Here is a 25,144-nt window from a genome sequence, read left to right on the forward strand (position 1 = left end):
GGCGGGCGGGGGGCCCGCGGGGGGGGGGGGGCGGGTGGGCCCGGGGGCCCGGCGCGGGGGGGGGGTCCCCCGGCCGTGGGGCCGCGGGGCGGCGGCCGCCGACCTCCCCGCCGGCTTCCACTGGGGCGTGGCCACCTCGGGCTTCCAGGTGGAGGGCTCCAACCCGGACTCCAACTGGAAGCGCTACGTCGACGCGACCTCGCCCACGGGGCAGACGGACCCGGTCGGCGACGCGGTGGACTTCTGGAACCGCTACCCGGAGGACATCGCCAACGCCGCCGCCATGGGCGTGAACACCTTCCGGCTCGGCGTGGAGTGGGCGCGGATCGAACCGGAAAAAGGGCGGTACGACGACGAGGCCCTCAGACACTACGACCGGATCATCGACACGATCCGCAGCCACGGCATGACCCCGATGATCACCATGGTCCACTACGTGTACCCCGGCTGGCTGGCCGACGAGGGCGGGATGCTCGGCGGCGCCGCGGTGGAGTCGTTCGGCCGGTTCGCCGACCTCATCACCGAGCGCTGGGCCGGCGACGGCGCCATGTGGGTCACCTTCAACGAACCCCTGGTCTTCTTCAAGCACGAGATGACCCTCGGCCGCGTGGGCGTCACCGACTTCTCGCGTTTCCTCGACGCCGTCGAGGCGGCCCACCGGCTCGGCTATTCCGCCGCCCACCGGGCCGATCCGGGCGCGATGGTCACGATGAACGAGGCCTACCTGCCCCTGGCCACCGGGTTCACCGACACGCTGATCGGGGACCGGGTCGCGGAGGCGGTGGACTACGTGGGGATCGACTACTACTACGGCGTCGCGCTGAACAACCTCACCGCCATCAACGCGGCGTGGGACGACTTCGCCGCCGTGCGGCCGCAGCCGGAGGGGATCTACGAGGCGGTCAGGCACTACGCGCGGGCGTACCCGGGCAAGCCGATCTACATCGTGGAGAACGGGATGCCCACCCGCGACGGCGGGCGGGCCGACGGGATCGACCGCGGCGACGTCCTGCGCGACACGGTGTTCTGGCTGCAGCGGGCGGTGGCCGACGGGTACCCGGTGATCGGCTACAACCACTGGTCGCTGGTGGACAACTACGAGTGGGGCGACTACTCCGCCCGCTTCGGGCTGTACCGCGTGGACGTCCTGGGCGACCCGTCGCTGACCCGCCGGCCGACGTCGGGCGTCGACGCGTATCGGGAGATCATCTCCGCCGGGGGAGTCGGCGACGGCTACCGACCCGTGCTGCCGGCCGCGTGGTGCTCGCTCTCCACCATCCCCGACAGCTGCCTCGAGCCGGTGTCGGCGGCGGGGCCGCTGGCCAGGCTGGGTGGGCGATGAGCGGTCGAGCGGACACCGGGGCGGCTAACGCTGCCGCGGGCGGGAGCGATACCTCGGGAACACCGTCACACGGCTGCGAGGAGTGAGGTCATGTTCCCACCCGGCTCGATCGAGAACCCCCTGCGATACCTGTTCGGCCCCGGGCCGGGCGAGGCGACGTGCCTGGCCCTGACGCCGGGGTGCATGGGGCTGCTGCCGTACCTCGCGGCCCGCTTCGGCCTCGGCTCCTGAGCGCGCCCTCCCGCGATCAGGGCGACCGCCCCCCTCCCCGCATCGATCACCCTCGTCGTCGTCCCCGGTCTCGTTCCCCGGCACGTGCTTCGCGCGCAGCACCGCCTCCGGTCACGGGTGTCAGGGGTCACTCCTAGACTGTCGGGAGCCCTGCCAGACCCCAGCCCCGATCGGAGGAGAGCGCGTGGAGTTCGCCGCGATCGACGCGCTGCGCGAGCGGCATCCCGCGTGGCGGATGCTCCGCGCCACCCACGCGCCGCTGCTGCTGTCCTTCCTCGGCCGCTTCTTCGTGGAGGAGGGGCGCGGCGCCAGCCCCGAGGGGACCCTGGTCGACGCGCTGGACGACGAGCTCTACCTGCTCAACTCCGAGGAACCGGACACTCCCCGCTTCCTGCGCCCGGCCGCCGACTACCTCGCGGACTGGGCCTCGACGGATGCCGGCTACCTGCGCCGGTTCTACCCGCTCGGCACCGACGAGATCCACTACGACGCCACCCCGGCGCTGGAGAAGGCGTACGCGTGGGTGCAGAGCCTGCAGGTGCGGCAGTTCGTCGGCACGGAGTCGCGGCTCCAGACGGCCATCGAGCTGCTGCGCCAGATCGCCCAGGGCACGGAGGTGGACCCCGAGGTGCGCCTGCAGGAGCTCGGGCGCCGCAAGCAGGAGATCGAGCGCGAGATCGCCCAGATCCAGCAGGATCCGGGGGCGGGCCTGCTGGACATCACCGCCGTCCGGGACCGCTACCAGCAGTTCGCCTCCACCGCCCGCGACCTGCTCAGCGACTTCCGTGAGGTCGAGGACAACTTCCGCGCGCTCGACCGCTCGGCCCGCGAGCGGATCGCCACCTGGGAGGGGAACAAGGGCGAGCTGCTGGAGGAGCTGGTGACCGGTCGCAGCCGGATCGACTCCTCCGATCAGGGACGCAGCTTCCAGGCGTTCTACGACCTCCTGCTGTCCTCGTCGAGCCAGGAGGAGCTGTCCGTGCTGCTCGACAGGCTCACGTCCATCGAGGACCTGGGGGCGGACCGGCGCATCCGCACCGTGCACCACGGCTGGGCCGAGGCGGCCGAGCGCACCCAGATGACGGTCCGGCAGATCTCGGAGCAGCTCCGCCGGTTCACCGACGACCAGATCTGGCTGGAGAACAGGCGGGTGCTGGACCTGGTCCGCGAGATCGAGGCCACCGCGCTCACGCTCCGCGGGGGTCCGCCGCCGGACGTGGGGCTCGAGCTGGAACAGACGGGCGTGGACGTGGCCCTGCCCACCGAACGGCCGCTCCACAGCGTGCGCCCCGCCGCCGAGGTGGACAGCCTCCTCCCGCCCGCCCGGCAGGAGGAGGTGGACACCTCGGTCCTCGCCCAGCAGGTGATCGTCGACCCGGCCCGGCTCGCCGCGCGGCTGCGGTCGCTCGTCCCCGAGCGCGGCACGGCCCTGCTCGAGGACGTGATCGCCATGTACCCCGTCGAACACGGCGCCGCCGAACTGGTGGGGTACCTGGCGCTGGACAGCGAGGACATCGAGGTCACCGCGGACGAGACGGAGCAGACCGTGATCTCCTACGACGAGGCCGGCCGACCGATGCGGGCCCGGATGCCCCGCGTGGAGGTGCGGCGCCGATGACGCCGGAGGAGCGCGCCGTCGCGACCAGCGCCATCCGCCTCATGCAGGGGGTGGTCTACCAGGAGTCCGACGCGTGGGAGGACCTCCTGCGGCACCGCGGTGCGGTGCGGGACCACTTCGCCGTGATCGGCCTGGACGTGGTGGTGGACGCCGACGAGGGCTACGCGTACCTGCGCACGAGAGAACCCGACGACGGCGAGGACCCCTTACCCCGCGTGATCAGGCGCCGGGCCCTCACCTACGCGGACAGTCTGCTGCTGGTCCTGCTGCGCAAGCGGATGGTGGAGTTCGAGTCGGCCGGGGACCAGGGCCAGTTGGTGCTCACGTCGGACGAGATCGCCGAGATGATCCAGCTGTTCCTGGCCCGCAGCACCGACGAGGCCCGGGTGCTCAAGCAGGTGGACACGTCGATCAACCGGCTGGTGGCCATGGGATTCCTGCGACAGCTCCGGGGCCGCCGCGACACGTGGGAGGTCCGCCGGATCCTCAAGGCCTACGTGGACGGTCAGACGCTCTCGGATTTCGCGGCCAGGTTGGCCGAGTACGCCGACGGGGGACACGACGATGACTGACGCGCTGTTCTCCTCGGTGGACCTCGCCGCGCCCGGCCGGCCGGGGTTCCGGCTCGCCCGGCTGGAGGTGCTCAACTGGGGCACGTTCGACCAGCGCGTCTGGCGGCTGGAGCCCGGCGGGGAGACGCTCCTGCTCACCGGCGACATCGGCAGCGGCAAGTCCACGCTCGTCGACGCGGTGAGCACCCTCATGCTTCCGTCGCACCGCATCGACTACAACAAGGCGGCCGGCGCCTCGCGCAAGGAGCGCACCCTGCGGTCCTACGTCGAGGGCCACCACAAGACCGAACGCAACGAGGCCACCGGCAGCGTCCGGCCGGTCCCGCTGCGTGACCGGCGGTCGTACTCGGTGATCCTCGGCGTGTTTGCCAACGAGGGCTACCACGAGCAGGTGACGCTCGCGCAGGTGTTCCAGCAGCAGGACGCCACCGGGCAGCCCTGGCGCCGGTTCGTCACCGCGGACCGGTCGATGTCGATCGAGGCGGATTTCACCGACTTCGGCTCGGACATCAACGACCTCCTCAAGCGGCTGCGGCGTGACGGCGCGGTGGTGGAGAAGGACTTCCCGCCCTACGGCCGCACCATGCGGCGGCTGCTGGGCATCCGGTCGGAGCAGGCGATGGAGCTGTTCCACCAGACGGTGTCCATGAAGGCGGTGGGTGACCTCAACGACTTCGTCCGCACCCACATGCTCGAGCCCGCCGACTCCCGAGACCGGGTCGAGGGGATCATCCGGCACTTCGATGACCTCACCCGGTCCTACGACGCCGTCCAGCGGGCGCGCGCACAGCTCGAGGCGCTCGGGCCGGTGGTGGAGTCCATCGCGAAGTACGACGCGGCGCTCGAGCGCCGGGACGGCCTGCGCGAGGAACGGGACGCGCTGCGACCCTACTTCGCCGAGCTCCGGATCGAGCTGCGGCGGGCCCGGCTCGAGACGCTCCGCGCCGAGGTCGGGTCCCTCACCGCGCAGCTGGACCGGGTGCGCGGCGAGTCGGGTGCCCTGGTGATCGAGCGCGAGCACCTCGTGGCGGCGCGGGCCCGGGCCGGCGGCAACCGGATCGCCGAGCTGGAAGGGCAGGCCGAACAGGCCCGCGAGCAGGCCGACGACCGACGCGGCAGGCGCCGGCGCTTCGACGACGCCGTCGCCCGGGCGGGGCTGGACCCGGTCGGCGACGCCACCGGCTTCGCCGCCCTCGAGGTCCGCGTGAGCGGCCTCCGCGCCGAGCTCGAGTCCGACGCCGCTGACCTCAAGGAGCGGGAGACCGGACTGGTCCTGCGCCACGGCGAGCACAAGGCCCAGCTCCGCGGGGTGGAGGAGGAGCTGGCGAGCCTGGTGGGACGGCGCAGCAACCTGCCGGCCGATCAGCTGCAGATCCGCGGCGAGCTCTGCGCGGACCTCGGGGTGGAGGAGGCGGACCTGCCGTTCGCGGGCGAGCTGCTCGACGTGTCCGAGGAGCACGCCGAGTGGAGGGGGGCCGCCGAACGCGTCCTGCGTGGCTTCGCCGTGTCCCTCCTGGTGCCCCAGCGTCACTACGCCGACGTGGCCGAGTGGGTCAACGCCCGGCGGCTCACCGCGCGCCGCCCCGGTGGACGCGAGGTGGGGGCCCGGCTGACGTACGAGCGCGTCCCCGAGCGTCACCTGTCGCTGCAGCGGCCCCAGGTCGACGGCCTGATGCTGGCCGACACCCTGGAGGTCGCCGACACCCCGCTGCGCGGCTACCTGCACAAGGAGCTGTTCTCAAGGGCGGACCACCTCTGCGCCGGCACGCTGGAGGAGTTCCGCCGCGCCGACCGGGCGGTCACCCGCGAGGGCCAGGTCCGCTCGCGCGATCGTCACGTCAAGGACGACAGGCAGCGGGCCGACGATCCCCGAGGGTGGGTCCTGGGGTGGCGCAACGAGCAGAAGGTCGCCGCCCTGCAGGAGCGGCGGGCCGAGCTCACCCGGGAGGTGGACGGGGCCGCCGCGCTGCTCGAGGCGGTGACGCTCGAGCAGCGGGCGATGGGGGAGCGGCACACCGCGCTCGCCCGGCTGGGCGACCACCCGGTGTGGCGCGACCTGGACTGGGAGGAGGCCCGGGACCGGGCCGACGCCGCCGACGCCGAACGCCGCCGCCTCCTGGAGGGGAGCAGTGAGCTGGCGGAGATCAACCGGCGCCTGGACCAGGTCGACGCGCACGCCGGCGAGCTCACCTCGACGGAACGCGCGCTGGCCGATTCGCTGGGCGGGGCCAAGAGCCGGGCGGACCACGAGGCCCGGCAGATGGCCGGCGACGAGCGCACCCTCACCGAGCTGGGCGAGGAGCTGCGCGCCGCGGCCCGCGAGGTGTACCCGAGGCTGCGCGACCGCGAGGGCCGCGCCCGCGCGGAGACGGCGGACGAGACCCACCAGGTGGAGCGACGGCTGCAGGACGCGCTCGACAAGGAGGTCGACCGCACGCAGCGCGAACTCAACGGGTACACCACGAGCCTGCAGCAGGGGATGGCCGAGATCCGGCGGAGGTGGCCGGAGCAGACCACCGAGATGGACCAGTCCGTCGACGCCCGCGCGGAGTACGTCCGGTTCCACGAGCAGGTGGCGCAGGACGACCTGCCGCGGTTCGTGGAGGAGTTCGAGAAGCAACTCAAGACCAACGCCATCCGCGAGCTCGCCGGCTTCCACAGTTGGCTCCTGCGCCAGGCCGATGACATCCAGCAGAAGGTGGAGCGGATCAACGAGGCGCTCGGTGCGATCGACTTCAACCCCGGCCGCTACGTCCGCCTGGATCGCGAGAACACGGTCAACCAGGAGGTCCGGGCGTTCCGATCGGACCTGCGGGCCGTCACAGACGACGCGATCGGCGGCGACGACCGCTACTCGGAACAGCGCTACCAGGACGTGCGCGTGATCCTCGAGCGGCTTCGGGGCCGCGAGGGGCACAGCGACACGGACCGCACGTGGCGGGACCGGGTCACCGACGTGCGCAACTGGTTCACCTTCTCCGCGTCCGAGCGCGACCGCGAGACCGACGAGGAGTGGGAGCACTACCGCGACTCCGACGGCAAGTCCGGCGGGCAGAAGGAGAAGCTCGCCTACACCATCCTCGCCGCGTCGCTGGCCTACCAGTTCGGCCTGGAGTGGGGCGCGGAGAAGGCCCGCGACTTCCGCTTCGCGGTGATCGACGAGGCCTTCGGCCGTGGGTCCGACGCGTCCACGAGGTACGCCCTCGAGTTGTTCGCCAAGCTGGGCATCCAGCTGCTCATCGTGACGCCGCTGCAGAAGGTCCACGTGATCGCGCCGTACGTCCGCTCCATCGGCTACGTGGACAACGTCGAGGGCCGCTACTCCCGGCTCGTCATGATGACCACGGAGGAATACCACGAGCAACGCGGAGGCGGCTGATGCCCGGCGACGGACGCCGGTGGGCGACCCCCGACACCGTGCGGGCGAAGGTGCGGCGGCGGTGGGACGACGGCACCCTGCTCGGCGCGTTCGGCCGCGGCGAACCGTTCGAGGCGCTCGAGATCCCGCTCGCGGGCCCGCGGACCGCAGAGCTCGGCGAGCGGCTGGGCGAGGTCCAGGACTGGGCGGCCGCGATCGAGGACGGCAGCCGCGCCGGCGAGCGCTACACCGTGCGGTACAAGGAGGTCGGGGGCAGGCGGTTCGGGCGCAACCGGATCCCGTCGCACGCGGTCGTCGAGCGCTTCGAGCAGGCCTGGCGGCTGCTCGGGGCGGGCGGGCAGGTCACCGAGTTCCGCGCGATGCTCGCCGCGTCCCCCGACCCGGCGGTCCGGGACTGGCTGCTCCGCACTCCCGTGTCCGCGCTGTCCCACGCGGGTGACTGGTCGCAGCTTCTCGCGGCGTACCGCTGGCTCGACGCCGCCCGGGGGTCGGATCGGTACCTCCGACAGATCGACGCCCCCGGGGTGGACACCAAGTTCGTCGAGGGCCACCGGCCGGTGCTCGCCGAGCTGCTCGGGGTGTCCCGGCAGGCGGGCGGGTTCCTCACCGACCTCGGGCTGCGCGGCAAACCCGAGTACGTGCGGCTGCGGCCGTCCCGATCCGCGGCGCCCGTGCCGGTGTCCGAGCTGTCGGTCCGCGCCGACGAGCTCGACGACCTCGAGTGGGCGGTCTCGGACGCCGTGGTGGTGGAGAACGAGATCACCTACCTCACGCTCCCCGTCCCCGTCGGCGGTGTCCTGATCTGGGGGAAGGGGTTCGACGTCGCCCGGCTCGGCCGGTGGGGGGCGCTCGGCGGGGCGGAGGTGCACTACTGGGGGGACCTCGACACGCACGGGTTCGCGATCCTCCACCGGCTGCGGGTGCACCTGCCGCATGTCCGGTCCTTTCTCATGGACGCCGAGACCCTGACCGCGCACCGCGAGCGGTGGGGCCGGGAGACCACCCCCACCAGCGCGACGCTGGACCGGCTCACGCCGCGGGAGGCCGCCGTCTACGACGACCTGGTCTCCGACCGCCTGGGTGAGCGGGTCAGGCTGGAGCAGGAACGGATCGACTGGGCGTGGGCGATGGACCGACTGCCCTACGGGGTCGACGGAGGCTGAGCGGGCAGACTAGGGGGACCAGGGTGCCCGCGCCGCCCGCTGCCCGGACTCGACCGCGCCGTCCATGTACCCGGCCCACCGGGTGGCGGTCTCCGTGCCCGCCCAGTGCAGGGGGCCCACGGGGCGGCGGAGGTGGGGGCCGAAGCGGGTCAGCGTCCCCGGGGTGGCGAACGCGCCGTAGCACCCGCGGCTGTACTCCTCCTCGGCCCAGTCGCGCTCGATGAACCCGATCGGCTCACGCGCGCGGGGGCCGAAGTAGCCGGCCAGGTCCTCCAGGACCAGCGCCCGGCGATCGGCGGCGGTCATCCGCGCGCCGCGGTCCGCGTGGCGGCCCTCGAGGAATCCGACCAGCACCCCGGGCCCGCCGTCGTGCGGGGTGTTGTCGAAGACCGTGCCGAGCGGGCGGGAGTCGCTGTTGGCCTGGCCGCTCCAGCCGTCGGTGCGCCAGAACGGCTCCGCGTAGACCACGTTGACCTTGATCACCCGGCCCATGGGCATCCGCTGGACCAGCTGATCGCGGTCGCCGGGCAGCCCGGGGGAGTAGCGGATCCTCGACGCCAGGGGCGGCGGCACCGCGATCACCACGCGTCGGGCGCTCACGGTCCCGCGGTCGGAGCGCACGCGGGCCCCCGCGTCGCCCCACTCGATCCCGGTGACCGGGCTGTCCAGCACGACCCTGTCGCCGAGCTCGCGCGCCATCTGCAGGGCGATCACCTGCGCCCCGCCCACCACCCGGTCCTGCTGCGCCCCGCCGGCGGTGTCGATCAGGGCGTCGACCCCGCCGGCGGAGCCGATGTAGAACCCGGCCCACAGCGCGGAGAGGTCCTCCGGTCCGGCGGAGAAGACGGCCTCGGTGACCAGGCGGAAGAAGGCCCGGCCGCGGCGGGTCCGCGCCGTGCGCGCGAGCCAGGTGTCGAAGGTCTGGCGGTCGAGCCGGCCGGCGCCGACCGCGGTCCACGGCTCGCCGAGCGGGATGGCCGCGGCCATGCGGTCGAGCCGCCACTGGGTCTGGCCGATGTCGGCCAGCGTGACGGGATCGAGCCGCGGGATCCGGCCGGTGTACTCCGACCTGGCACCGCCGAGCTCGGCGATGTGCCGGCCCGCGACATGGGTGGGGTAAGTCCGCAGGCCCAGCTCGCGGATCAGCGCGAGGACGCGGTGCTGGGTGGGGCCGACCCACTGTCCGCCGATCTCGATCGGGGTGCCGCCGGGCAGCTCGGCGTTGAGCAACCGCCCGCCGACGCGGTCGCGGGCCTCGAGGACCATCACCTCGCGGCCGGCCCGGGTCAGCTCGCGCGCGGCGACCAACCCGGCGATGCCCGCGCCGACCACCACCACGTCCACCGACCGGTCCATGGAATCACTCCTCGTGGACCAGTCTGCCCCCGCCGAGGGGTCCCGGCGTGGTGGTCGGGTACTACCGGCCGAACATCTTCGCGAAGAAGCCCTCCTTGGGCTCGGCCTCGTGGCCCGGGCAGCGCTGGGACTTGGGCACGCCGGCCATCACCTGGTCGACGTGCATCCCGCAGCCGGCCCAGGTGGTCTTTCCGCACTTCTTGCAGGTGGCTTGACGGCACATGTCTGTTCTCCTCGGGGAGTCGAAATCGGGCGGCCCGGTTCGGGCAGCTCGGCACTCCCGAGATTACATACCCCTAGGGGTATATGCAACCGCAGGTCGGCGAGCCGGGTCAGGTCCGCCCGCCGGGGCCTCCCAGCCGGGCGCCCCACTCCCGGGCCCGGTCCAGTTCGCCGGGGAGAAGCGGCCCCTCGTAGCCGTCGACGTAGAAGGTCTCGGGGTCCGCCGCCAGCCGGCACCCGAACTTTCTCGGTCTCCTGGCGATCTTCCTGCCGGCGTGTCCCGGTAGGTCGGGGTGGCGGACGTGGGTGTCGAACGTGGCCACGTCGAGGGAGGCCCGGCCGGCGGCGTCGAGCCATTCGCGCACGCCCGAGGTGATGAGCCCGCCGCCGCGGCGGTGGGCGTCCTCGCGGGTGCCCTCCCGGCTGAGGCCGAAGGCGTGCGTGGGGGTGCCCACGACGAGCAGGTCCACTGCCAGCCCGGTCAGCGGCGGCGCCTCGTGGGCTAGACGACGAGGGCGGTCATGGCGGGTCCCTTCGGGTGGTCTCTGGGCGGAGTGTGCGACGGCGGCGGTGGTTGTGGCGGAAAGAATCCTCTAGGGAATCGTGCTGATCCGGAGTAGTGTCCGTCACGCCCACACCGTGAGGGTTTCCTCACATGGCTAAGGAGTGCGGCGTGAGCCTACGACGATCGTCCCTTTCCCTCCTGGCCGCCGTGGCGCTCGCCACGACCGCCGGATGCAGCTTCTCCCTCGGGACCAGTGACCCGCCCGCCGACGGTGGCGGCACGGGCACGATCGCGTCCAGTTCCCCGTCCGCCGACAACGCGTCGGTGAGTCCGCAGGTGCTCGAGGATTCGGTGGTCTTCCTCATGACCACGGTCACGGGGTACGTCCTGTACCCGGGCGGCGAGAACGGCGAGTACGTGTGGTCCGACGAGGTCACCGCCGTCGGTTCCTGCACGGGCTGGATGGCGGGCGAGGGCGGCGAGATCATGACCGCCGGGCACTGTGTGGATCAGGACGAGGGGCGCTCCGCCCTGATCAGCACATTCCTCTCGGACTACGACGTCACCGAGGAGGAGAGGGTCGATGCGGAGATCAACTGGACCGTCGAGGGTCTCAAGGACGGATCCGAGATCGAGGTGCAGGTGATGACCAAGCAGCCGAACATCGACGGCGCCACCATCTCCGACTGGATCCCGGTGCAGGTCGTGGACGTGTTGCCGTTCGAGAAGGGGGACCTCGCCCTCCTCCGGGCCAACGGGCTCCGCCCCGACTCCCAGCCCCCGGTGATGAACGTCGCGGACGAGGACCCGCAGACGGGCGACAGCGTGACGTCGATCGGGTTCCCCGCCGCGGTCGCCGACGTCTCCAACACGATGTCCATCCAAAACCCCTCGTTCAAGACCGGAACGATCTCGTCCAAGCAGATCTCTCCGCGAGGGGTGGCCGGCTACGAGATCAACGCGGACATCAGCGCGGGGATGTCCGGTGGTCCGACCGTCAACGAGGCGGGCAAGGTCGTCGGCGTGAACTCGTACACCATCCGGGGTGAGAGCCAGGCGTTCAACTTCATCACCGACACCGCCGACCTGCGTCGGTTCCTCGAGAAGAACGGCGTGGGCTGACGGGTCGCTCAGCCGTCGGCGTCCGCCAGTAGGCCGTAGAGGCGCTTGCGGAGCGCGACCAGCTCCTCGGTCGCGGCGGCGCCGGCGGCCTGGTCGCCGGTCTGGACGACGGCCCGCACCGCCATGGCGGCGTCGCCGAAGGCCTTCCAGAGTTCGGCGTCCCCGCCGAGTCGGGAGGTGGCCTCCTCGGTGGCGTCGTCCCACGGCGCGGGGCGGTCGGCGAGGTGCTCCAGCTCCGCGCGGCCGGCATCGGTGAGCTGGTAGTGCTTGGGACCGGCGTCCTCCGCGGGGCCGATCAGTCCCTCGTCCTCCAGGAGCGACAGCGCGGGGTACACCGCGCCCGAGCTGGGTCGCCAGGTCCCGCCACTGCGCTCGGCCAGCTCGCGCAGGATCCCGTAGCCGTTCATTGGCCCCTCCGCCAGCAGCAGGAGCGCTCCGTGCCGGACGTCCCCTCGTCGTCGTCGCCGCTGGGCGCCGCGCCGCATCCCGCGTCCCTCGTCGAACGGTCCGAACGGCCCACCCGGGCCGAAGGGTCCGCCGGGTCCGAACGGCCCGCCCGGTCCGAAGGGCCCCCCGCCGTGACCGTGGTCGTGGCGATGACCCCTGCGATGCCCGCGCGGGCGGCCGGGGTGGCCGCCGTGTCGCGGATGTCCGATGTCGTGGTTGCGCATCGTCTCTCCTGGTGTCCGGGGCCCCCGCGTGGAGCCCGCTTCGTCCACGAGTATCAACGCCACTCCAACGACTGTCAACGACATATCGTTAGCGCCCACGCTGTTGGTCGGGTGACCAGTCGGGCAGGATGGTGTCACGACGACGGGAACACTCAGGTGGGCCCGCGCGTTGCAGTGGTACGAGTGATTCGTCGCTGACCCGGCGGGGACTCTCGATCACCGACCTTCCCCGACTATCCGAAGGGACCTCGATGCGCAGCAGCAGCAATCCGGTCTTCAGCTCCCTGTCCCAGGACAGCGCCCGTGGCGCCACCCAGCTCGGTGGTGCCGGCCGTGCCACCTTCCAGCAGGGCCAGTACGGCCAGCAGGGCTTCGGCGCCCAGCCCGGCTACGGCACGCCCCAGGTGCAGCCGCAGTTCGGCGCGGACACGCGGCCCATGACGATCGACGACGTGGTCACCAAGACCGCCATCACGCTCGGCCTGCTCAGCGTGGTGGGCGTCCTGGCCTTCACCCTGATCGACGGCAACCCGGGCCTGCTCATGCCGCTCCTGCTGGTCGGCGGCATCGGCGGACTCATCACGGTGCTCGTGGCCACCTTCGCCCGCAAGATGGACTCCGCGCCCGTCACCCTCACCTACGGCGCCTTCGAGGGACTGTTCGTCGGCGCCGCCACGTACCTGTTCACCATCGACCTGCAGAGCACCGGGGGCGTGCTGGGTGCGGTCGGCAGCGCCATCCTCGGCACCATCGGCGTGTTCGTGGGAATGCTGTTCGTCTACAAGACCGGTGCCGTCCGCGTTACGCCCAAGTTCACGCGCTTCATGTCCGCGGCCCTGGTCGGCGTGCTGTTCGCCGCACTCGGCAGCATCCTGCTGAGCTTCTTCACGGGCACCAACCCGCTGTACAACGGCGGCCCGATCGCGATCGCCTTCTGCCTCCTGTGCATCGGCCTGGCGGCGTTCAGCTTCCTGCTGGACTTCGACAACGCCGACCGCCTCGTGCGCGCCGGTGCCCCGGCCAAGATGGCGTGGGGCGTCGCGCTCGGCCTGACCGTCACCCTGGTGTGGCTGTACATCGAGATCCTGCGACTGATGAGCTACTTCCGCAACTGATCGGACGCGGCTCCTAGCCGACGACCTGCGGCCCCGGCCCCCTGCGTGGGGAGCCGGGGCCGCCGGCATTTCGGGGCGGCGGAGAGCTCGGGTTGCGCTGCCGCTTCGGTCCGGACCCCCAGCGCAAGCGAGCGATTTGCGAGCATTCCGCCAGCGCAAGCCGGAGGGGCAGCGTGAGCCGGAGGGGCGGAGACGAGAAGAGCGTTCCGACCGCCGCCACTCGGGCGATGCGGTCGGAACGCTCTTCGGGACGCCGCGAGGTGGGCGTCAGGTGGGGATCAGCTGAGGCGCTCGAGCACCATGGCCATGCCCTGGCCGCCGCCGACACACATGGTCTCGACGCCGAACTGCTTGTCCTGCGCCTGCAGGTTGTTGATGAGCGAGGCGGTGATGCGGGCGCCGGTCATGCCGAACGGGTGGCCGAGCGCGATGGCGCCACCGTTGACGTTGAGCTTGTCCTCCTCGATGCCGAGCTCGCGGGCGGAGCCGATCACCTGGACGGCAAACGCCTCGTTGATCTCGAACAGGTCGATGTTGGAGACCGACTTGCCGGCGATGCGCAGCGCGTTCTTGACCGCCTCGACCGGGCCGAGGCCCATGATCTCGGGCGAGAGGCCCGAGACGCCGGTGGAGACGACCCGCGCGAGCGGCGTGAGGCCCAGCTCCTTGGCCTTGGTGTCGGACATGATCACGAGCGCGGCCGCGCCGTCGTTGAGCGGGCAGCAGTTGCCGGCCGCGATCGTGCCGTCGGGGCGGAACACGGGCTTGAGCTGCGAGATCTTCTCGTAGGTGGTGCCGGGCCGCGGGCCGTCGTCGGTGGAGACCACGGTGCCGTCGGGCATGGTGACCGGGGTGATCTCGTTGGCGAAGTGGCCGCGCTCGACGGCCTCGACGGCGCGGTTCTGCGAGCGGACGCCCCAGCGGTCCTGCTCCTCGCGGGTGATGCCGGTGAGCTGCGCGACATTCTCGGCGGTCTGGCCCATGGGGATGTAGACATCCGGCAGGAGGCCGGCCTCACGGGGGTCGGTCCACACATCGGCGCCGGCCTCGGCGCGCGCGATGGTGCGGGCCTCCGCGTCGGCGAACCTCGGGTTGTGGGTGTCCGGCCAGTGATCGGCGGTGCCCTTGGCGAAGTTGGTCACGGTCTCGACACCGGCGGAGATGAACACGTCGCCCTCGCCGGCCTTGATCGCGTGCAGGGCCATGCGGGTGGTCTGCAGCGAGGAGGAGCAGTAGCGGTTGACCGTGGTGCCGGGGACGGTGTCCAGGCCGGCGAGCACGGAGACGACACGACCCATGTTGAAGCCCTGCTCGCCGCCCGGCAGGCCGCAGCCCAGCATGAGGTCGTCGATGTGGGTGGGGTCGAGCGCCGGGACCTTGTCCAGCGCGGCGCGGACCATCTGGGCGGCGAGGTCATCCGAGCGGATGCCCACGAGGGAACCCTTGTTGGCGCGCCCGATCGGGGAACGGGCGTACGAGACGATAACGGCTTCCGGCATGGAAAGCTCCTTCATTGCAGGTGAGTGCTCTGTGTGGTCGGGGGTCAGGACTCCGAGTCCTCAGGGTCCCGGGTGGAGCGGGTCAATCGCAGGATCCGACTCCGGCGGCGGAGGGTGTCCACTGCCTCGCGGGCTTCGCCCGTGCCCTCGGGTTGGCCGTCCACGTCCTCATTATGCAGGAACGTGTTCTGGACCTCATCGTCCGCGTCCTCGTGGGTACGGACGAAATCGGTGAGCCGCTTGGCCAGGCGGGCGACCACGGAGTCGCGGGGCTCCTCGCCGGCGGCATCCGCCACCGCGTCGACGGTGGCGGCGGCCTCGTCCGTCGCCTCGTCCCACACGCCGAGCACCTCGCACACCGCCGGCAGGAGCAGGCCCGCGGCGAGCTCGTATCCGGCGGAGTTGGGGTGGAAGCGGTCGGGGGAGAAGAGGCTCTCACCGCGCTTGTGGAACTCCGGCGCCAGCGCCTCGGCCAGGGACACCGGCACGCCACCGGCCCGGCGGACCTGGACGGCCTGGGCGTTGCCGAGCCGGCGGCTGAGCGTGGCCATGACCGAGCGCAGCGGCTGCGGGACGGGCTTGATGATCCCCAGGTCCGGGCAGGTGCCCACCACCACGTGGGAGCCGCCCTCGCGGAGCGCCCCGACGGCCTCGCCCACGCGCCGGGCGGAGGGGCCGATCGCGTTGCGGGCGGTGATGTCGTTGCCGCCGATGAGGATCACGGAGATGTCGGGTCGCCCGTGCGCGATCTGCATGGCCTCGACCTGGCCGGGCAGTCCCTTGGAGGTGGCGCCGACGATCGCCTTGATGCTCAGCCGCACGTCCCACCCCGACTCCTCGGCCAGGCCGCGGGCCAACAGCACGCCGGGCAGCTCGCCGGCGGTGTCCGCGCCGAGGCCGGCGGCCAGGGAGTCGCCGAAGATCATCATGTGGACGTCGCACGTCATGCCGGGCCGCCAGGGCTCGGCCGTCTCGGCGCCCGGCCGGTAGAGGCCGTCGCCGGCGAAGGGCCGCGTGCTGGGCTTGGGGATGACCTTCCGGGCGATCCTGGCCTGCTGCGCGAGGAGTTCGTACGCCCCGCGGTACGCGCCGGCGGTGCCGACGGCGACCAGGGCGAGGTTGACCACGATGCGTCGGGCCGGGTCATCTGTTGAGCTCATCGGGCGTGTCTTCTCCCCTCGGTCCGGTGGCGGGCGGCGGGCGGGGCGATCAGCGTGCGGGCCTGCTCCGCCAGTTCGACGATAGCCCTGCGGCTCTCCGCGGGTCCCCCGGAGAGATCCACCGGGTACTCGACGATCGAGATGTCGGTGTGCACGATCCGCCGGGGCTGGGGCGTGTCGCCGCGTCGCTGGGCCGGGTACACGAGGTAGGCCCGGTCCACCCCGAGCGCGGTGCACGCGGCGAGCAGCCTGTAGTGCTCGGCGGCGCGGGCGCGGCGATCCGTGGGATACGTCGGCACGAAGGTGGTGACCGGATCGCCGTCGACCTCGTACACGAGGCCGGTGCGCACGGAGATGTGGTCGCCGTCCGCGGCGGGCGCACCGTGGCGGCCGGAGGGGGCGTCGGGGGATTCGGTCCCGGAATCGAGGTTGACGACGGGGTTCTGCAGCACCCGTCCGCCACGGCCGTCGAGGGCGGCGGTCAGTTCGGCCGCCACGAAGCGCTCGAACAACGCCGGCATCTCGGTGACGAACGCCGCCGACGCCGCGTGCCCGTCCTCGACCTCCACCGAGATCCGACGCACGATCCGGTCCGCCAACGCCAGCGCGTCCTGGAACCGGGCGTTGAGCCGACTGGGCGTCCACGCGGGCACCGGGGCACCCTGCGGGATGAGCGAGGCGTCCGACAACCGCGCGTCCACCATCGCGAGTCGCCGACGGGTGGCGTCGGGCAGGTCGGGGAGGAACTGCAGCCGGTGCGCGGCGGTGCGCAGTATCCGGTTCTCGGCGATGTCCGGGGTGAACTCCGAGTAGGTGACCTCCAGGGGGATGGTCATGCCCGGGTGGCGGCGGATCTGGTCTCCCAGGCGGATCCGGCCGCGCACGGTGGTCAGCGCCTCGTCGACCCTGCGGTAGCCGCGGAGGAGCCCGGCGGAGAGGGCCTGATGCGCCAACCTGGCCATGGACTCGGCCACGGCGGACCACAACTCGTCGTCGTCCCGCGCCTGGACGGCCGAGGGGAGGAAGGCGTCGTCGGCCGCGTGGTCCAGCAGGAAGAACAGCTGCGTCAGGCCCAGGCTGGCGGCGGGCAGGACCCGCACGGACAGGCCCTCGACCCGCACCGACCCCACGCGCCCGCTCGGTATCAGCCGCCAGGTGTCGCGGCCGGCGGGCAGGACCTCCACCAGCCCGGTCTGCGACAGGTGTTGAGCCCCCTCCCAGCTCAGCGAGACGAGCCGGCCGCGGCGGTCGAACTCGTCGAACTCGATGGACTCCGACGCGGAGTCCGTCGAGGAAGCGATCATGCCCGGCCGATCTTCCGGCGCAGGGCGGCCAGGCCGAAGCGCTCGTGCACCTCCGCGCGGGTCAGGCGTCCGTAGTAGTGCTCCTCGAGCAGCGGCAGCAGGTCGTAGCGCCAGATGGCCTCGAGCCCGCCGGGCTCGGTGGCCTGGTCCTTCATGAAGTACGACGGGCCGATCCGGAGGTCGCGGTCGGAGTCGTCGATCTCGGAGTTGAGCGCCTCCAGCAGCTCCGCGGGCTCGGTGCTCGCGCCGCGGGCCTCGAGGTGACGGCGCAGGACGCCCGCGACCGGCGGGGTGTCGGGGTGGAGCTCCATGAACGCGAAGCGGCGGCGGATGGCGGCGTCGACCATCGCGATCGACCGGTCGGCGGTGTTCATGGTCCCGATGATGAACAGGTTGCGGGGCAGCCGGAACGAGGTGTCGGGGGAGTACTGCGGCAGCACGGTGCGGTCGCGGTACTCCAGCAGGAAGTACATCTCGCCGAACACGCGGGCCAGGTCCGCGCGGTTCATCTCGTCGATGATGAGGAAGCTGGGGTGCTCGCGGCCCGAGTCGGACGTGGCGCGGGCGGCCTGGCGGCGCAGCGGCCCCGCCTGGAGGGCGAATCCGGGCTGGCCGGACTCGGTGAGGGTCGGTCGGTAGCCCTCGAAGAAGTCCTCGTAGGCGTAGCTGGGATGGAACTGCACCAGCTGGACGCGGCTCGGGTCGTCGGCGCCGGCCAGGAACCGCGCGAGCTCCTGCGCGAGGTAAGTCTTGCCGGTTCCGGGCGGGCCGTAGAAGACGATCTGCTGCCGCTGCTGCAGGGTGTCGACGATCTCCTGCAACTCCTTGCGCGGCATGTGCAGGCCGTCGGCGAGTTCCTCGGTGACCTCCGGGAGGGTGGGCACGGTGCCGGCACCGGGGGCCTCGATCACGGCGGACTCGGCGGAGTGGCGGCCGGGGTGCATGACCGCGAGCAGCGCGTCCAGGCCGTCGGTGAGGTCGACGACCGTGCCGGGCTCCCCGATCAGCTCCGACAGCGGGCTGGGGAGGGTGTCCAGGTCGAGGGTCACCGCGCTCCACCGCACGGAGCGTTCGAGCTGCTGGCCACCGTCCTCGACGTAGCCGAGGTCGTCGGTGAGGGTGCCCAGGTGCAGCTTGGCGTCGGCGACGGTGGCCACCACGTCCTGCGGGCTCATCCGGGACAGGAAGGTGTGCAGCTCGGCGGTGAGCTGGAACCGGGCCTGGTAGTCCAGGTGCGGGTACCCCTGCTCGACGGCCTGGGAGACCTCGAGGCGGCTGGCGTGCGCCGGGATGCGGGGCAGGTGCGAGGCGGGCAGGGCGATGCGGTTCTGCGCGACCCACTGGCCCGCCTGTCCCACCCCGCCGCGGCCGGGCCGGACCAGCCAGGCCCGCCGCGAGTGGTCGTCGCGGTGCCGCTGCCACTGGTTGGCCACGGCGCCCCGGTACCAGTCGACCGGCTGGCCGAGCTGCGCGCTGAGGACCTCGGAGATGCGGTGGAGGTCCTGGTCGATGTCCAGCTCGTCGATCCCCGACGGTCCGCCGATGAGGTCGGCAAAGGCGTCGCGGATCCGGGTCTTGTGCTCGTGCTTGACGATCGGCTGGAAGTACCCGGGCCACGCCAGGTACTGGAGGCTGTAGCGGATGGCCCGCCAGTCGCCGGGCGTCGAGCGGGCGGCGCGCTGGAACTCCCACGGGTCCGTCAGCGCAGCGTCGCGTTCGGTCGCGTCCAGGTCGGCCCAGTGGATGACGAATGAGCACAGCCAGCGCAGGTGCTCCCGCATCTGGACGTTGAACCCGAGCCCGCCGGTGAGCGGGCCCTTCTCGCCGAGAGCCTCGTCCAGGTCGGCGGGGATCTCGGGCGGGTTCTCCATCCAGGACAGGACGTCGCGGATCCGCCCCCGCTTGAGGCGGGAGGTGACCGTGGACAGCGGCAACTGCTGGACGTACAGGAGCTCCGCGGCCAGCAGGAGCACCGGCCGCGGGGCCCCCTCCAGCTGGTCGTGCAGCGCCTGCATGACGGGGGAGCGGGTGGAGTCGCCGGACTGTTCCTCGGCGTCGGCGTCCAGCCGCCGGACCAGCTCCTCCGCGACCTCAGGGGTCCACGTGTAGAGGTCCTCCTCGAACGGCGACTGGCCGGTGCGCAGCGCCGGTCCCAGAACCCGCTCGGCCGCCGCCTCGATCGTCGGGGCCGGGCCTAAGGGCCTGTCCTGGGAACCGTGTGACACGTGGAACTCCTGCTGCGCGGGCGTGGGATCGGGCTGGTCGATCCGGGCCCGACATTCGTCAAGAACCTACCACCGGAACCCGGATGAGCCCGGTCAGCTCTGGTACGGCTCCGCGGTCACGATGGTCACGGAGACCGTCTTGCCGTTGGGGGCGGTGTACTCGCGGGTCTCGCCGATCTTGGCACCGAGGATGGCCTTGCCGAGCGGGGACTCGGGGGAGTAGATCTCCAGGTCGTCCTTGCCGGATCCCTCGCCGCGGGTGCCCACGAGGAACGTCTCCTTGGTGTCCTCGTCGCCGTTGTAGTACGCGCGGACGACCGACCCGACCAGCGCGACGCCGGTCTCGGTGGGCGTCTCGCCGACCTGGGCGGTGGCCAGGAGATCGTCGAGCTGGCGGATGCGGGCCTCTTCCTGGCCCTGCTGCTCGCGCGCGGCGTGGTACCCGGCGTTCTCCTTGAGATCGCCCTCCTCGCGCCGCTCGTTGATCTCCGCGGCGATCACCGGGCGGTTGGCGATCAGCGCCTCCTTCTCGGCCGTGAGGCGGTCGAAGGAGTCCTGGGTGAGCCAGTAGACCTGGGTGTCGTTCGCCATGAGCGCACTCCAATCTGTTCGTGTGCGTGGTGCTGTAACGAAAACACGGCTCCGCAGTGGGAGCCGTGCTGATGGGACGATGCTAACACAGCACTGACCTGCGTCGCGTCCGGAGAGGGGCCGTCACCTGCGCAGGTACTCGGGGACGTCGTCGCCGCAGCCGTACACGTCCCCGGTGAATCCGCGCGAGAAGGTGGCGACGGAGGTCTCGACCTGGACGGTGCCGGACTCGGACGGCGGGACGTACACCTCGCGCCGGCCGACCTCGCCCTTGGTCTGGTCCTGGGCGCGGACGATGCAGTAGACGGGCGTGGCCGGGTCGTCGCGGGTGACGTTCACGACGAGGTCGGTCCGCCCGTCGTCGACGACCGTCACGCCGAACAGTTCGCCGGTGATGTCCGGGGTGGCGTTGAGGCGGTACATGGTCACCACGCCGGCCACCAGGAGCGCGCCGACGAGAACCACGAGGAACCCGGCCATGACCTTGCCCGTCAGTGCCGACCCGGTCTCGGCGTCGTCGTAGCGCCCGGCCGGTGGGGTCACGGGGACCTGCGGCGTGGCGTCCGACCTCGACTCACTCATGCACCCAGGGTATCGGGGCCCTCCCGCGGACCGGCCCGGGGGCACCGCCGGGCCGGAGGTCCATAGAATGGGGCGGACATCCAGAAACGAGCTCTTGAGGAACGGTAGGTGCGACGATGGCCGGTCTCCGGCTGATGGCGGTGCACGCCCACCCCGACGACGAGGCGTCCAAGGGGTCCGCGACCATGGCCAGATACGTCGCGCAGGGGGTGAACGTGCTGGTGGAGACGTGCACCGGCGGCGAACGGGGGAGCATCCTCAACCCGGCCATGGACCGCCCCGACGTCACCGCCGACCTGCCCCGCGTGCGGCGCCGCGAGATGGCGCGCGCGGCGGACATCCTGGGCGTCCACCACCACTGGCTGGGCTACGTGGACTCGGGGTTGCCCGAGGGGGATCCGCTGCCCCCGTTGCCTCCCGGGTGCTTCGCCCTTGCCGACGACGACGAGGTCACCGCCGCCCTGGTCGCCAGGATCCGCGAGTTCCGCCCGCACGTGATCATCACGTACGACGAGAACGGCGGGTATCCCCACCCGGATCACCTGAAGGTGCATTCGGCGTCGATGGCCGCCTACGACGCGGCCGCCGATCCGACCCGGTATCCGGACGCCGGCGAGCCGTGGGCGGTGGCCAAGGTCTACTACACGCACGGGTTCCCCAAGAGCCGACTGCAGCGGCTCGACGACGAGTTGTTCGCCCGCGACGGGGTCCGCCACTTCGAGGAGTTCCTCTCCCGGTGGGGAGACCGCCCGGACATCATGGAGCGGGTCACCACGCGGGTGGAGTGCGCGGACTACTTCGAGCAGCGCAACTCGGCGCTGTTGGCCCACGCCACCCAGATCGACCCCAACGGCTGGTTCTTCGCGGCCCCGGTGGAGATGCAGCAGCGGGTGTGGCCGACCGAGGAGTTCGAGCTCGCGGCCAGCCGGGTGGGCTTCCCTCAGCCGGCTGAGGGAGAATACGAGTCAGACCTGTTCGAGGGAGTCGACCCGTACGTCGCGCTCCCCGTCGGACCGAGCACGAGTGAGGACCCGAGATGATCACCCTGGGACCGGACGTCCAGATCCTCGCGTACCAGTCGGTGATGGTGGTGGCGCAGAACCAGTCGCCGGGGACTCCCGGGTACAACGACGGTCCGATGGGCCCGGAGTTCGGCAAGGCCTCGCCGATCGGCATCCCCGTGGTGTTGCTGCTGCTCATCGCCACCGTGCTGCTCATCCGCAACATGAACAAGCACATCAAGAACCTCCCCGAGAGCTTCGACGCCGAGCATCCCGAGCCGGACCAGTTGGCGGACGAGGGCACAGACAGGTCCGGCGTGGAGCGCACTCCGGGCGCCGATCACTCCTGACCTCGCTGGCGACCCCAGACGCACACGGGCCGTCCTCGGCCGATCAGCGACCCAGGAGGTCGCCCATCGGGACGAAGTCGCCGAACTCGTCGTCGTCGGTCCTGCGCCCCCGCCCCTCGTCCGCCCGGGTGGGCGCCACCGCGCCTCCGGTCACCCCGGCGAAGCGGAGCATGTAGTCGGCGAGTTCCGTGCCCACGCGGCCGGTGCGTGTCGCCAGCGAGTCCTCGTCTGCCGAGGTGGTGACGGAGCCGAAGTCCTCTGACGCGGCGAAGACGGTCGTCGGCACGACGTCGGCCTTGAGGTAGGCGAACATCGGGCGGAGCGCGTAGTCGATCGCCAGCGAGTGCCGGGCGGTCCCGCCGGTCGCGCCCAGCGCCACCGGGACGCCGGCGATCGCGCCGGGCTCGATCACGTCGAACAACGCCTTGAACAGGCCCGAGTAGGACTGGTTGTACGTCGGCGTCACCGCGATCAGCCCGTCCGCCCGGGAGATCTCGTCCATCGCCGCGGCCAGCCTCTCCCCGGGGAAGCGGGTGATGGTGGCGTCGACCACCTCGTGTGCGAGCTCTCGGGCCTCGAGGACGGTCACGTGGACGTCGTGTCCGTGGCGGGCGAGGGCGTGGCGGGTGGCGGACGTGAGCCGGTCGGCCAGCATCCGGGTGCTGGACGGCACCGAGGTTCCGGCGGAGACGACGACGAGGTTGAGCGGCCGCCCCGCCGCGTTCGCGTTCTGCGGGGTGCTCACTTGGACCCCTTCCCGGCCGGCGCCTCGGCCAGGCGGGCCTGGTCGCGGCGGGCGCGCGCGAGCGACTGCTCCTGGGCGCGCTGACCGCCCTCGGCGGTCAGGCCCGTCCAGTTGTCACCGGTGCCGAAGCGATAGGCGTCCGAGTAGGCGGGGTCGCCGGCGGTGGCCAGGGCGGCGTCGCGGGCGGCGACCCGCGCGGCGTGGGTCGGGCCGTCCGGGACGTGTGCCGGGCGCAGCGCGTCTAGCTCGCGCCGCAGGACCGGCACGATCTCGGTGCCCAGGATCTCGATCTGCTCCAGGACCGTCTTGCGCGGCAGGCCGGCGTGGTCGATGAGGAACAGCTGGCGCTGGTAGTCGCCCACGTGCTCGCGCATGGTCATGTAGCGGTCGATCACCTGCTCCGGCGATCCCACCGTCAGCGGGGTCTGGGCGGTGAAGTCCTCCATCGAGGGACCGTTGCCGTAGACCGGGGCGTTGTCGAAGTAGGGACGGAACTCGTCGACCGCGTCCTGGCTGTTCTTCCGCGCGAAGAACTGGCCGCCCAGGCCGACGATCGCCTGGTCGGCGGCGCCGTGACCGTAGTGCTCGTAGCGGCGCCGGTACAGCTCCACCATCTGCTTGGTGTGGCTGATCGGCCAGAAGATGTTGTTGTGGAAGAAGCCGTCGCCGTAGAAGGCGGCCTGCTCGGCGATCTGCGGCGACCGGATCGAGCCGTGCCACACGAAGGGGGCGATGCCGTCGAGCGGTCGCGGGGTGGAGGTGAACTGCTGGAGGGCCGTCCGGAACTTGCCCTCCCAGTCCACCACGTCCTCGTGCCACAGCCGGTGCAGGAGCTCGTAGTTCTCGATCGCGATGGGCAGGCCCTGCCGGATGTCCTGGCCGAACCACGGGTACACCGGGCCGGTGTTGCCGCGGCCCATCGTGAGGTCCACCCGGCCACCGGCGAGGTGCTGGAGCATGGCGTAGTCCTCGGCGATCTTCACCGGGTCGTTGGTGGTGATGAGCGTCGTGGCGGTGGACAGGATGATGTCCGAGGTCCGGCCCGCGATGTAGCCGAGCGTCGTGGTGGGAGACGACGTGACGAAGGGCGGGTTGTGATGCTCGCCCAGCGCGAAGACGTCGAGTCCCACCTGCTCGGCCTGCACCGCGTACTCCACCACGGCGTCGAGCCGCTCGTGCTCGGTGGCTACGGCCCCGGTCAGGGGATCCGGGGTGATGTCGGCGATGGAGAAGATTCCGAACTGCATGATGGCGAGCCTTTCGTCGGTGATGCCGCTTATCCTAACTTGCTGACATGTCAAACAAAAGTCCCCGCGGGAGTATTCCTGCTCCGTGGGACGGTCCATTCCTCTGCGCACAACCGCGTCGGGTGTGAGGATTCGTCGTTGACACAAGGGGGTCGAGAGACTGAGTGGATCGTCCGGCGGTGGGCCCGACACGGGCAAGTCCGTCTGTATGCAGAGACACCCGGCGGAACGGACCTCGGCTATCTCGATCTGGTGTCAGGTCGCTTCCACTCGGATGACATGTCCAACCTCCCATTGCTGCGCAAGGCGATCGGGGATCACCTGGAGGCGCAGGAACGTCGTCAGTGCGGACAATCACCGCAGGTGGGGCCGGTGCCGCTGCCTGTGCCGCCGCCGCCGTCCTCACCTGGCCCCTCGGCTCCTCCGTCAATGGGGAGCGGCCGCGACCTCTCCGGGGTACGTGCCGGTGCGGCCGCTCGCGAGCGTGCACTCGCCGAGCGCCAGGCACAGGGCACGCTCCGCCACATTTTCGCCCGGGTGGGCGGGGCAAAGACCGCCGAGCGAGCGTGGCGCATCGGCGCGGACGGCGAAGAGGCCGTCGCCCGGGAGCTGGCCAGGCTGGGTCCTCGGTGGAGGATCCTGCACGCGGTGCAGGTGGGTGAGCGAGGCGCCGACATCGACCACGTGGTGATCGGGCCTGGGGGAGTCTTCACCGTGAACTCCAAGCATCATCCGACAGCGTCGATCTGGGTGGGTGGGGACACGTTCATGGTCAACGGCACCCGCGTCCCGTACGTCCGCAAAGCCCGGCACGAGGCGAGGCGTGCATCGAGACTGCTCACCGAGCACGTCGGCTTCCCGGTCCACGCCAGTGGCCTGATCGCGGTCGTAGGGGCCCGCGGGGGATTCACCGTCAAGAGTCAGCCCGCCGACGGTGCGGTCGCGGTGGTTCCCCGCCGTGGCATCACACGGTTCCTCGAGTCGCAGCCGCAGCGACTGGACATCCGGGAGATCGATGCCGTCCATGAAGTCGCCCGGCGTTCGGGCACCTGGCGGCGGTGAGGCCTCCGAGAGGGGGCACCAGGCCGTCTGCGGTTAGCGTCTGCGTGTGCGTCGTGTGCTGCCTGGTGGGTTGGTGAGGTGG

The 25,144-nt window shown here is 71.5% G+C and carries 23 protein-coding genes; 11 read left to right on the plus strand and 12 right to left on the minus strand.

What is annotated here, in order from left to right; translation table 11 throughout:
- Positions 1 to 148 precede the first annotated feature (148 nt).
- From Q0444_RS07605 to Q0444_RS07630, 6 genes are all read left to right on the plus strand, one after another.
- Positions 149 to 1,342: a family 1 glycosylhydrolase gene (locus Q0444_RS07605; RefSeq protein ID WP_299022693.1), complete on the plus strand. Its 1,194-nt coding sequence runs from the start codon at positions 149 to 151 to the stop codon at positions 1,340 to 1,342.
- 90 nt (positions 1,343 to 1,432) lie between these two features.
- Entirely contained in the window at positions 1,433 to 1,573 is a 141-nt protein-coding gene (locus Q0444_RS07610) for a hypothetical protein (protein WP_291080634.1), read from the plus strand.
- 184 nt (positions 1,574 to 1,757) lie between these two features.
- Positions 1,758 to 3,191, plus strand: a complete 1,434-nt coding sequence (locus Q0444_RS07615; RefSeq protein ID WP_299022665.1) for a DUF3375 domain-containing protein — start codon at positions 1,758 to 1,760, stop codon at positions 3,189 to 3,191.
- A complete protein-coding gene (locus Q0444_RS07620) occupies positions 3,188 to 3,763 on the plus strand; it encodes a DUF4194 domain-containing protein (protein WP_291080636.1) in 576 nt (191 codons plus the stop codon). The genes Q0444_RS07615 and Q0444_RS07620 overlap by 4 nt, the downstream gene beginning before the upstream one ends.
- Complete coding sequence (locus Q0444_RS07625; protein WP_299022669.1) at positions 3,756 to 7,142, plus strand: ATP-binding protein; 3,387 nt, start codon at positions 3,756 to 3,758, stop codon at positions 7,140 to 7,142. Before Q0444_RS07620 ends, Q0444_RS07625 begins: the two co-directional genes overlap by 8 nt.
- Positions 7,142 to 8,305, plus strand: a complete 1,164-nt coding sequence (locus Q0444_RS07630; RefSeq protein WP_299022672.1) for a Wadjet anti-phage system protein JetD domain-containing protein — start codon at positions 7,142 to 7,144, stop codon at positions 8,303 to 8,305. The genes Q0444_RS07625 and Q0444_RS07630 overlap by 1 nt, the downstream gene beginning before the upstream one ends.
- Positions 8,306 to 8,314: 9 nt before the next feature.
- Here Q0444_RS07630 and Q0444_RS07635 read toward each other — a convergent pair whose 3' ends face one another.
- The 3 genes from Q0444_RS07635 to Q0444_RS07645 form a co-directional block, all read right to left on the minus strand.
- Entirely contained in the window at positions 8,315 to 9,661 is a 1,347-nt protein-coding gene (locus Q0444_RS07635) for a flavin monoamine oxidase family protein (protein ID WP_299022675.1), read from the minus strand.
- 61 nt (positions 9,662 to 9,722) lie between these two features.
- The gene (locus tag Q0444_RS07640; protein ID WP_291082590.1) at positions 9,723 to 9,884 is read right to left on the minus strand and encodes a hypothetical protein; all 162 of its coding nucleotides are present in this window, start codon (positions 9,882 to 9,884) and stop codon (positions 9,723 to 9,725) included.
- Between the two features lie 109 nt (positions 9,885 to 9,993).
- Positions 9,994 to 10,353 (minus strand): hypothetical protein, encoded by a 360-nt coding sequence (locus Q0444_RS07645; RefSeq protein WP_299022679.1) that lies wholly within the window; start codon positions 10,351 to 10,353, stop codon positions 9,994 to 9,996.
- A gap of 203 nt (positions 10,354 to 10,556) precedes the next feature.
- Here Q0444_RS07645 and Q0444_RS07650 point away from each other — a divergent pair, with 203 nt between their 5' ends.
- A complete protein-coding gene (locus Q0444_RS07650; protein WP_291082584.1) occupies positions 10,557 to 11,510 on the plus strand; it encodes a serine protease in 954 nt (317 codons plus the stop codon).
- An 8-nt stretch (positions 11,511 to 11,518) separates the two neighbouring features.
- Here the strand turns inward: Q0444_RS07650 and Q0444_RS07655 are convergent, their stop codons facing one another.
- A complete protein-coding gene (locus Q0444_RS07655; protein WP_299022682.1) occupies positions 11,519 to 12,181 on the minus strand; it encodes a PadR family transcriptional regulator in 663 nt (220 codons plus the stop codon).
- Positions 12,182 to 12,432: 251 nt separating this feature from the next.
- Between Q0444_RS07655 and Q0444_RS07660 the strand changes: the two genes are divergently transcribed.
- The gene (locus Q0444_RS07660) at positions 12,433 to 13,296 is read left to right on the plus strand and encodes a Bax inhibitor-1/YccA family protein (protein WP_291082577.1); all 864 of its coding nucleotides are present in this window, start codon (positions 12,433 to 12,435) and stop codon (positions 13,294 to 13,296) included.
- A 278-nt stretch (positions 13,297 to 13,574) separates the two neighbouring features.
- On the opposite strand, the gene Q0444_RS07665 is transcribed toward Q0444_RS07660, so the two are convergent.
- The 6 genes from Q0444_RS07665 to Q0444_RS07690 all read right to left on the minus strand — a co-directional run bounded on the left by Q0444_RS07665 (position 13,575) and on the right by Q0444_RS07690 (position 20,657).
- On the minus strand, positions 13,575 to 14,795 hold the full coding sequence (locus Q0444_RS07665) for an acetyl-CoA C-acetyltransferase (protein WP_299022686.1): 1,221 nt from the start codon (positions 14,793 to 14,795) through the stop codon (positions 13,575 to 13,577).
- Between the two features lie 44 nt (positions 14,796 to 14,839).
- A complete protein-coding gene (locus tag Q0444_RS07670) occupies positions 14,840 to 15,955 on the minus strand; it encodes an SGNH/GDSL hydrolase family protein (protein WP_291082574.1) in 1,116 nt (371 codons plus the stop codon).
- A complete protein-coding gene (locus Q0444_RS07675; RefSeq protein ID WP_291082571.1) occupies positions 15,952 to 17,259 on the minus strand; it encodes an McrC family protein in 1,308 nt (435 codons plus the stop codon). Before Q0444_RS07675 ends, Q0444_RS07670 begins: the two co-directional genes overlap by 4 nt.
- Complete coding sequence (locus Q0444_RS07680) at positions 17,256 to 19,484, minus strand: AAA family ATPase (RefSeq protein WP_299022689.1); 2,229 nt, start codon at positions 19,482 to 19,484, stop codon at positions 17,256 to 17,258. The genes Q0444_RS07675 and Q0444_RS07680 overlap by 4 nt, the downstream gene beginning before the upstream one ends.
- Before the next feature lie 93 nt (positions 19,485 to 19,577).
- Positions 19,578 to 20,075: a transcription elongation factor GreA gene (greA, locus tag Q0444_RS07685; protein WP_291082562.1), complete on the minus strand. Its 498-nt coding sequence runs from the start codon at positions 20,073 to 20,075 to the stop codon at positions 19,578 to 19,580.
- A gap of 123 nt (positions 20,076 to 20,198) precedes the next feature.
- Complete coding sequence (locus Q0444_RS07690) at positions 20,199 to 20,657, minus strand: DUF4307 domain-containing protein (RefSeq protein ID WP_291082559.1); 459 nt, start codon at positions 20,655 to 20,657, stop codon at positions 20,199 to 20,201.
- A gap of 116 nt (positions 20,658 to 20,773) precedes the next feature.
- Here Q0444_RS07690 and mca point away from each other — a divergent pair, with 116 nt between their 5' ends.
- Positions 20,774 to 21,697 carry a mycothiol conjugate amidase Mca gene (gene mca, locus Q0444_RS07695; protein WP_291082556.1) on the plus strand — a complete coding sequence of 308 codons (924 nt, stop codon included), beginning with the start codon at positions 20,774 to 20,776 and terminating at the stop codon, positions 21,695 to 21,697.
- Positions 21,698 to 21,741: 44 nt separating this feature from the next.
- Positions 21,742 to 22,008, plus strand: coding sequence for a hypothetical protein (locus Q0444_RS07700; protein ID WP_291082593.1), 267 nt, complete (start codon positions 21,742 to 21,744; stop codon positions 22,006 to 22,008).
- A gap of 43 nt (positions 22,009 to 22,051) precedes the next feature.
- Here Q0444_RS07700 and Q0444_RS07705 read toward each other — a convergent pair whose 3' ends face one another.
- Both Q0444_RS07705 and Q0444_RS07710 read right to left on the minus strand, forming a co-directional pair.
- On the minus strand, positions 22,052 to 22,753 hold the full coding sequence (locus Q0444_RS07705) for a CE1759 family FMN reductase (protein ID WP_291082552.1): 702 nt from the start codon (positions 22,751 to 22,753) through the stop codon (positions 22,052 to 22,054).
- Complete coding sequence (locus Q0444_RS07710) at positions 22,750 to 24,000, minus strand: LLM class flavin-dependent oxidoreductase (RefSeq protein WP_291082549.1); 1,251 nt, start codon at positions 23,998 to 24,000, stop codon at positions 22,750 to 22,752. The genes Q0444_RS07705 and Q0444_RS07710 overlap by 4 nt, the downstream gene beginning before the upstream one ends.
- Before the next feature lie 429 nt (positions 24,001 to 24,429).
- On the opposite strand from Q0444_RS07710, the gene Q0444_RS07715 reads away from it, so the two are divergent.
- Positions 24,430 to 25,062 carry a nuclease-related domain-containing protein gene (locus Q0444_RS07715; RefSeq protein WP_291082546.1) on the plus strand — a complete coding sequence of 211 codons (633 nt, stop codon included), beginning with the start codon at positions 24,430 to 24,432 and terminating at the stop codon, positions 25,060 to 25,062.
- Positions 25,063 to 25,144 lie beyond the last annotated feature (82 nt).

The organism is uncultured Dietzia sp. (genome assembly GCF_937873725.1).
In the GTDB taxonomy this organism is placed as follows: Bacteria; Actinomycetota; Actinomycetes; order Mycobacteriales; family Mycobacteriaceae; genus Dietzia.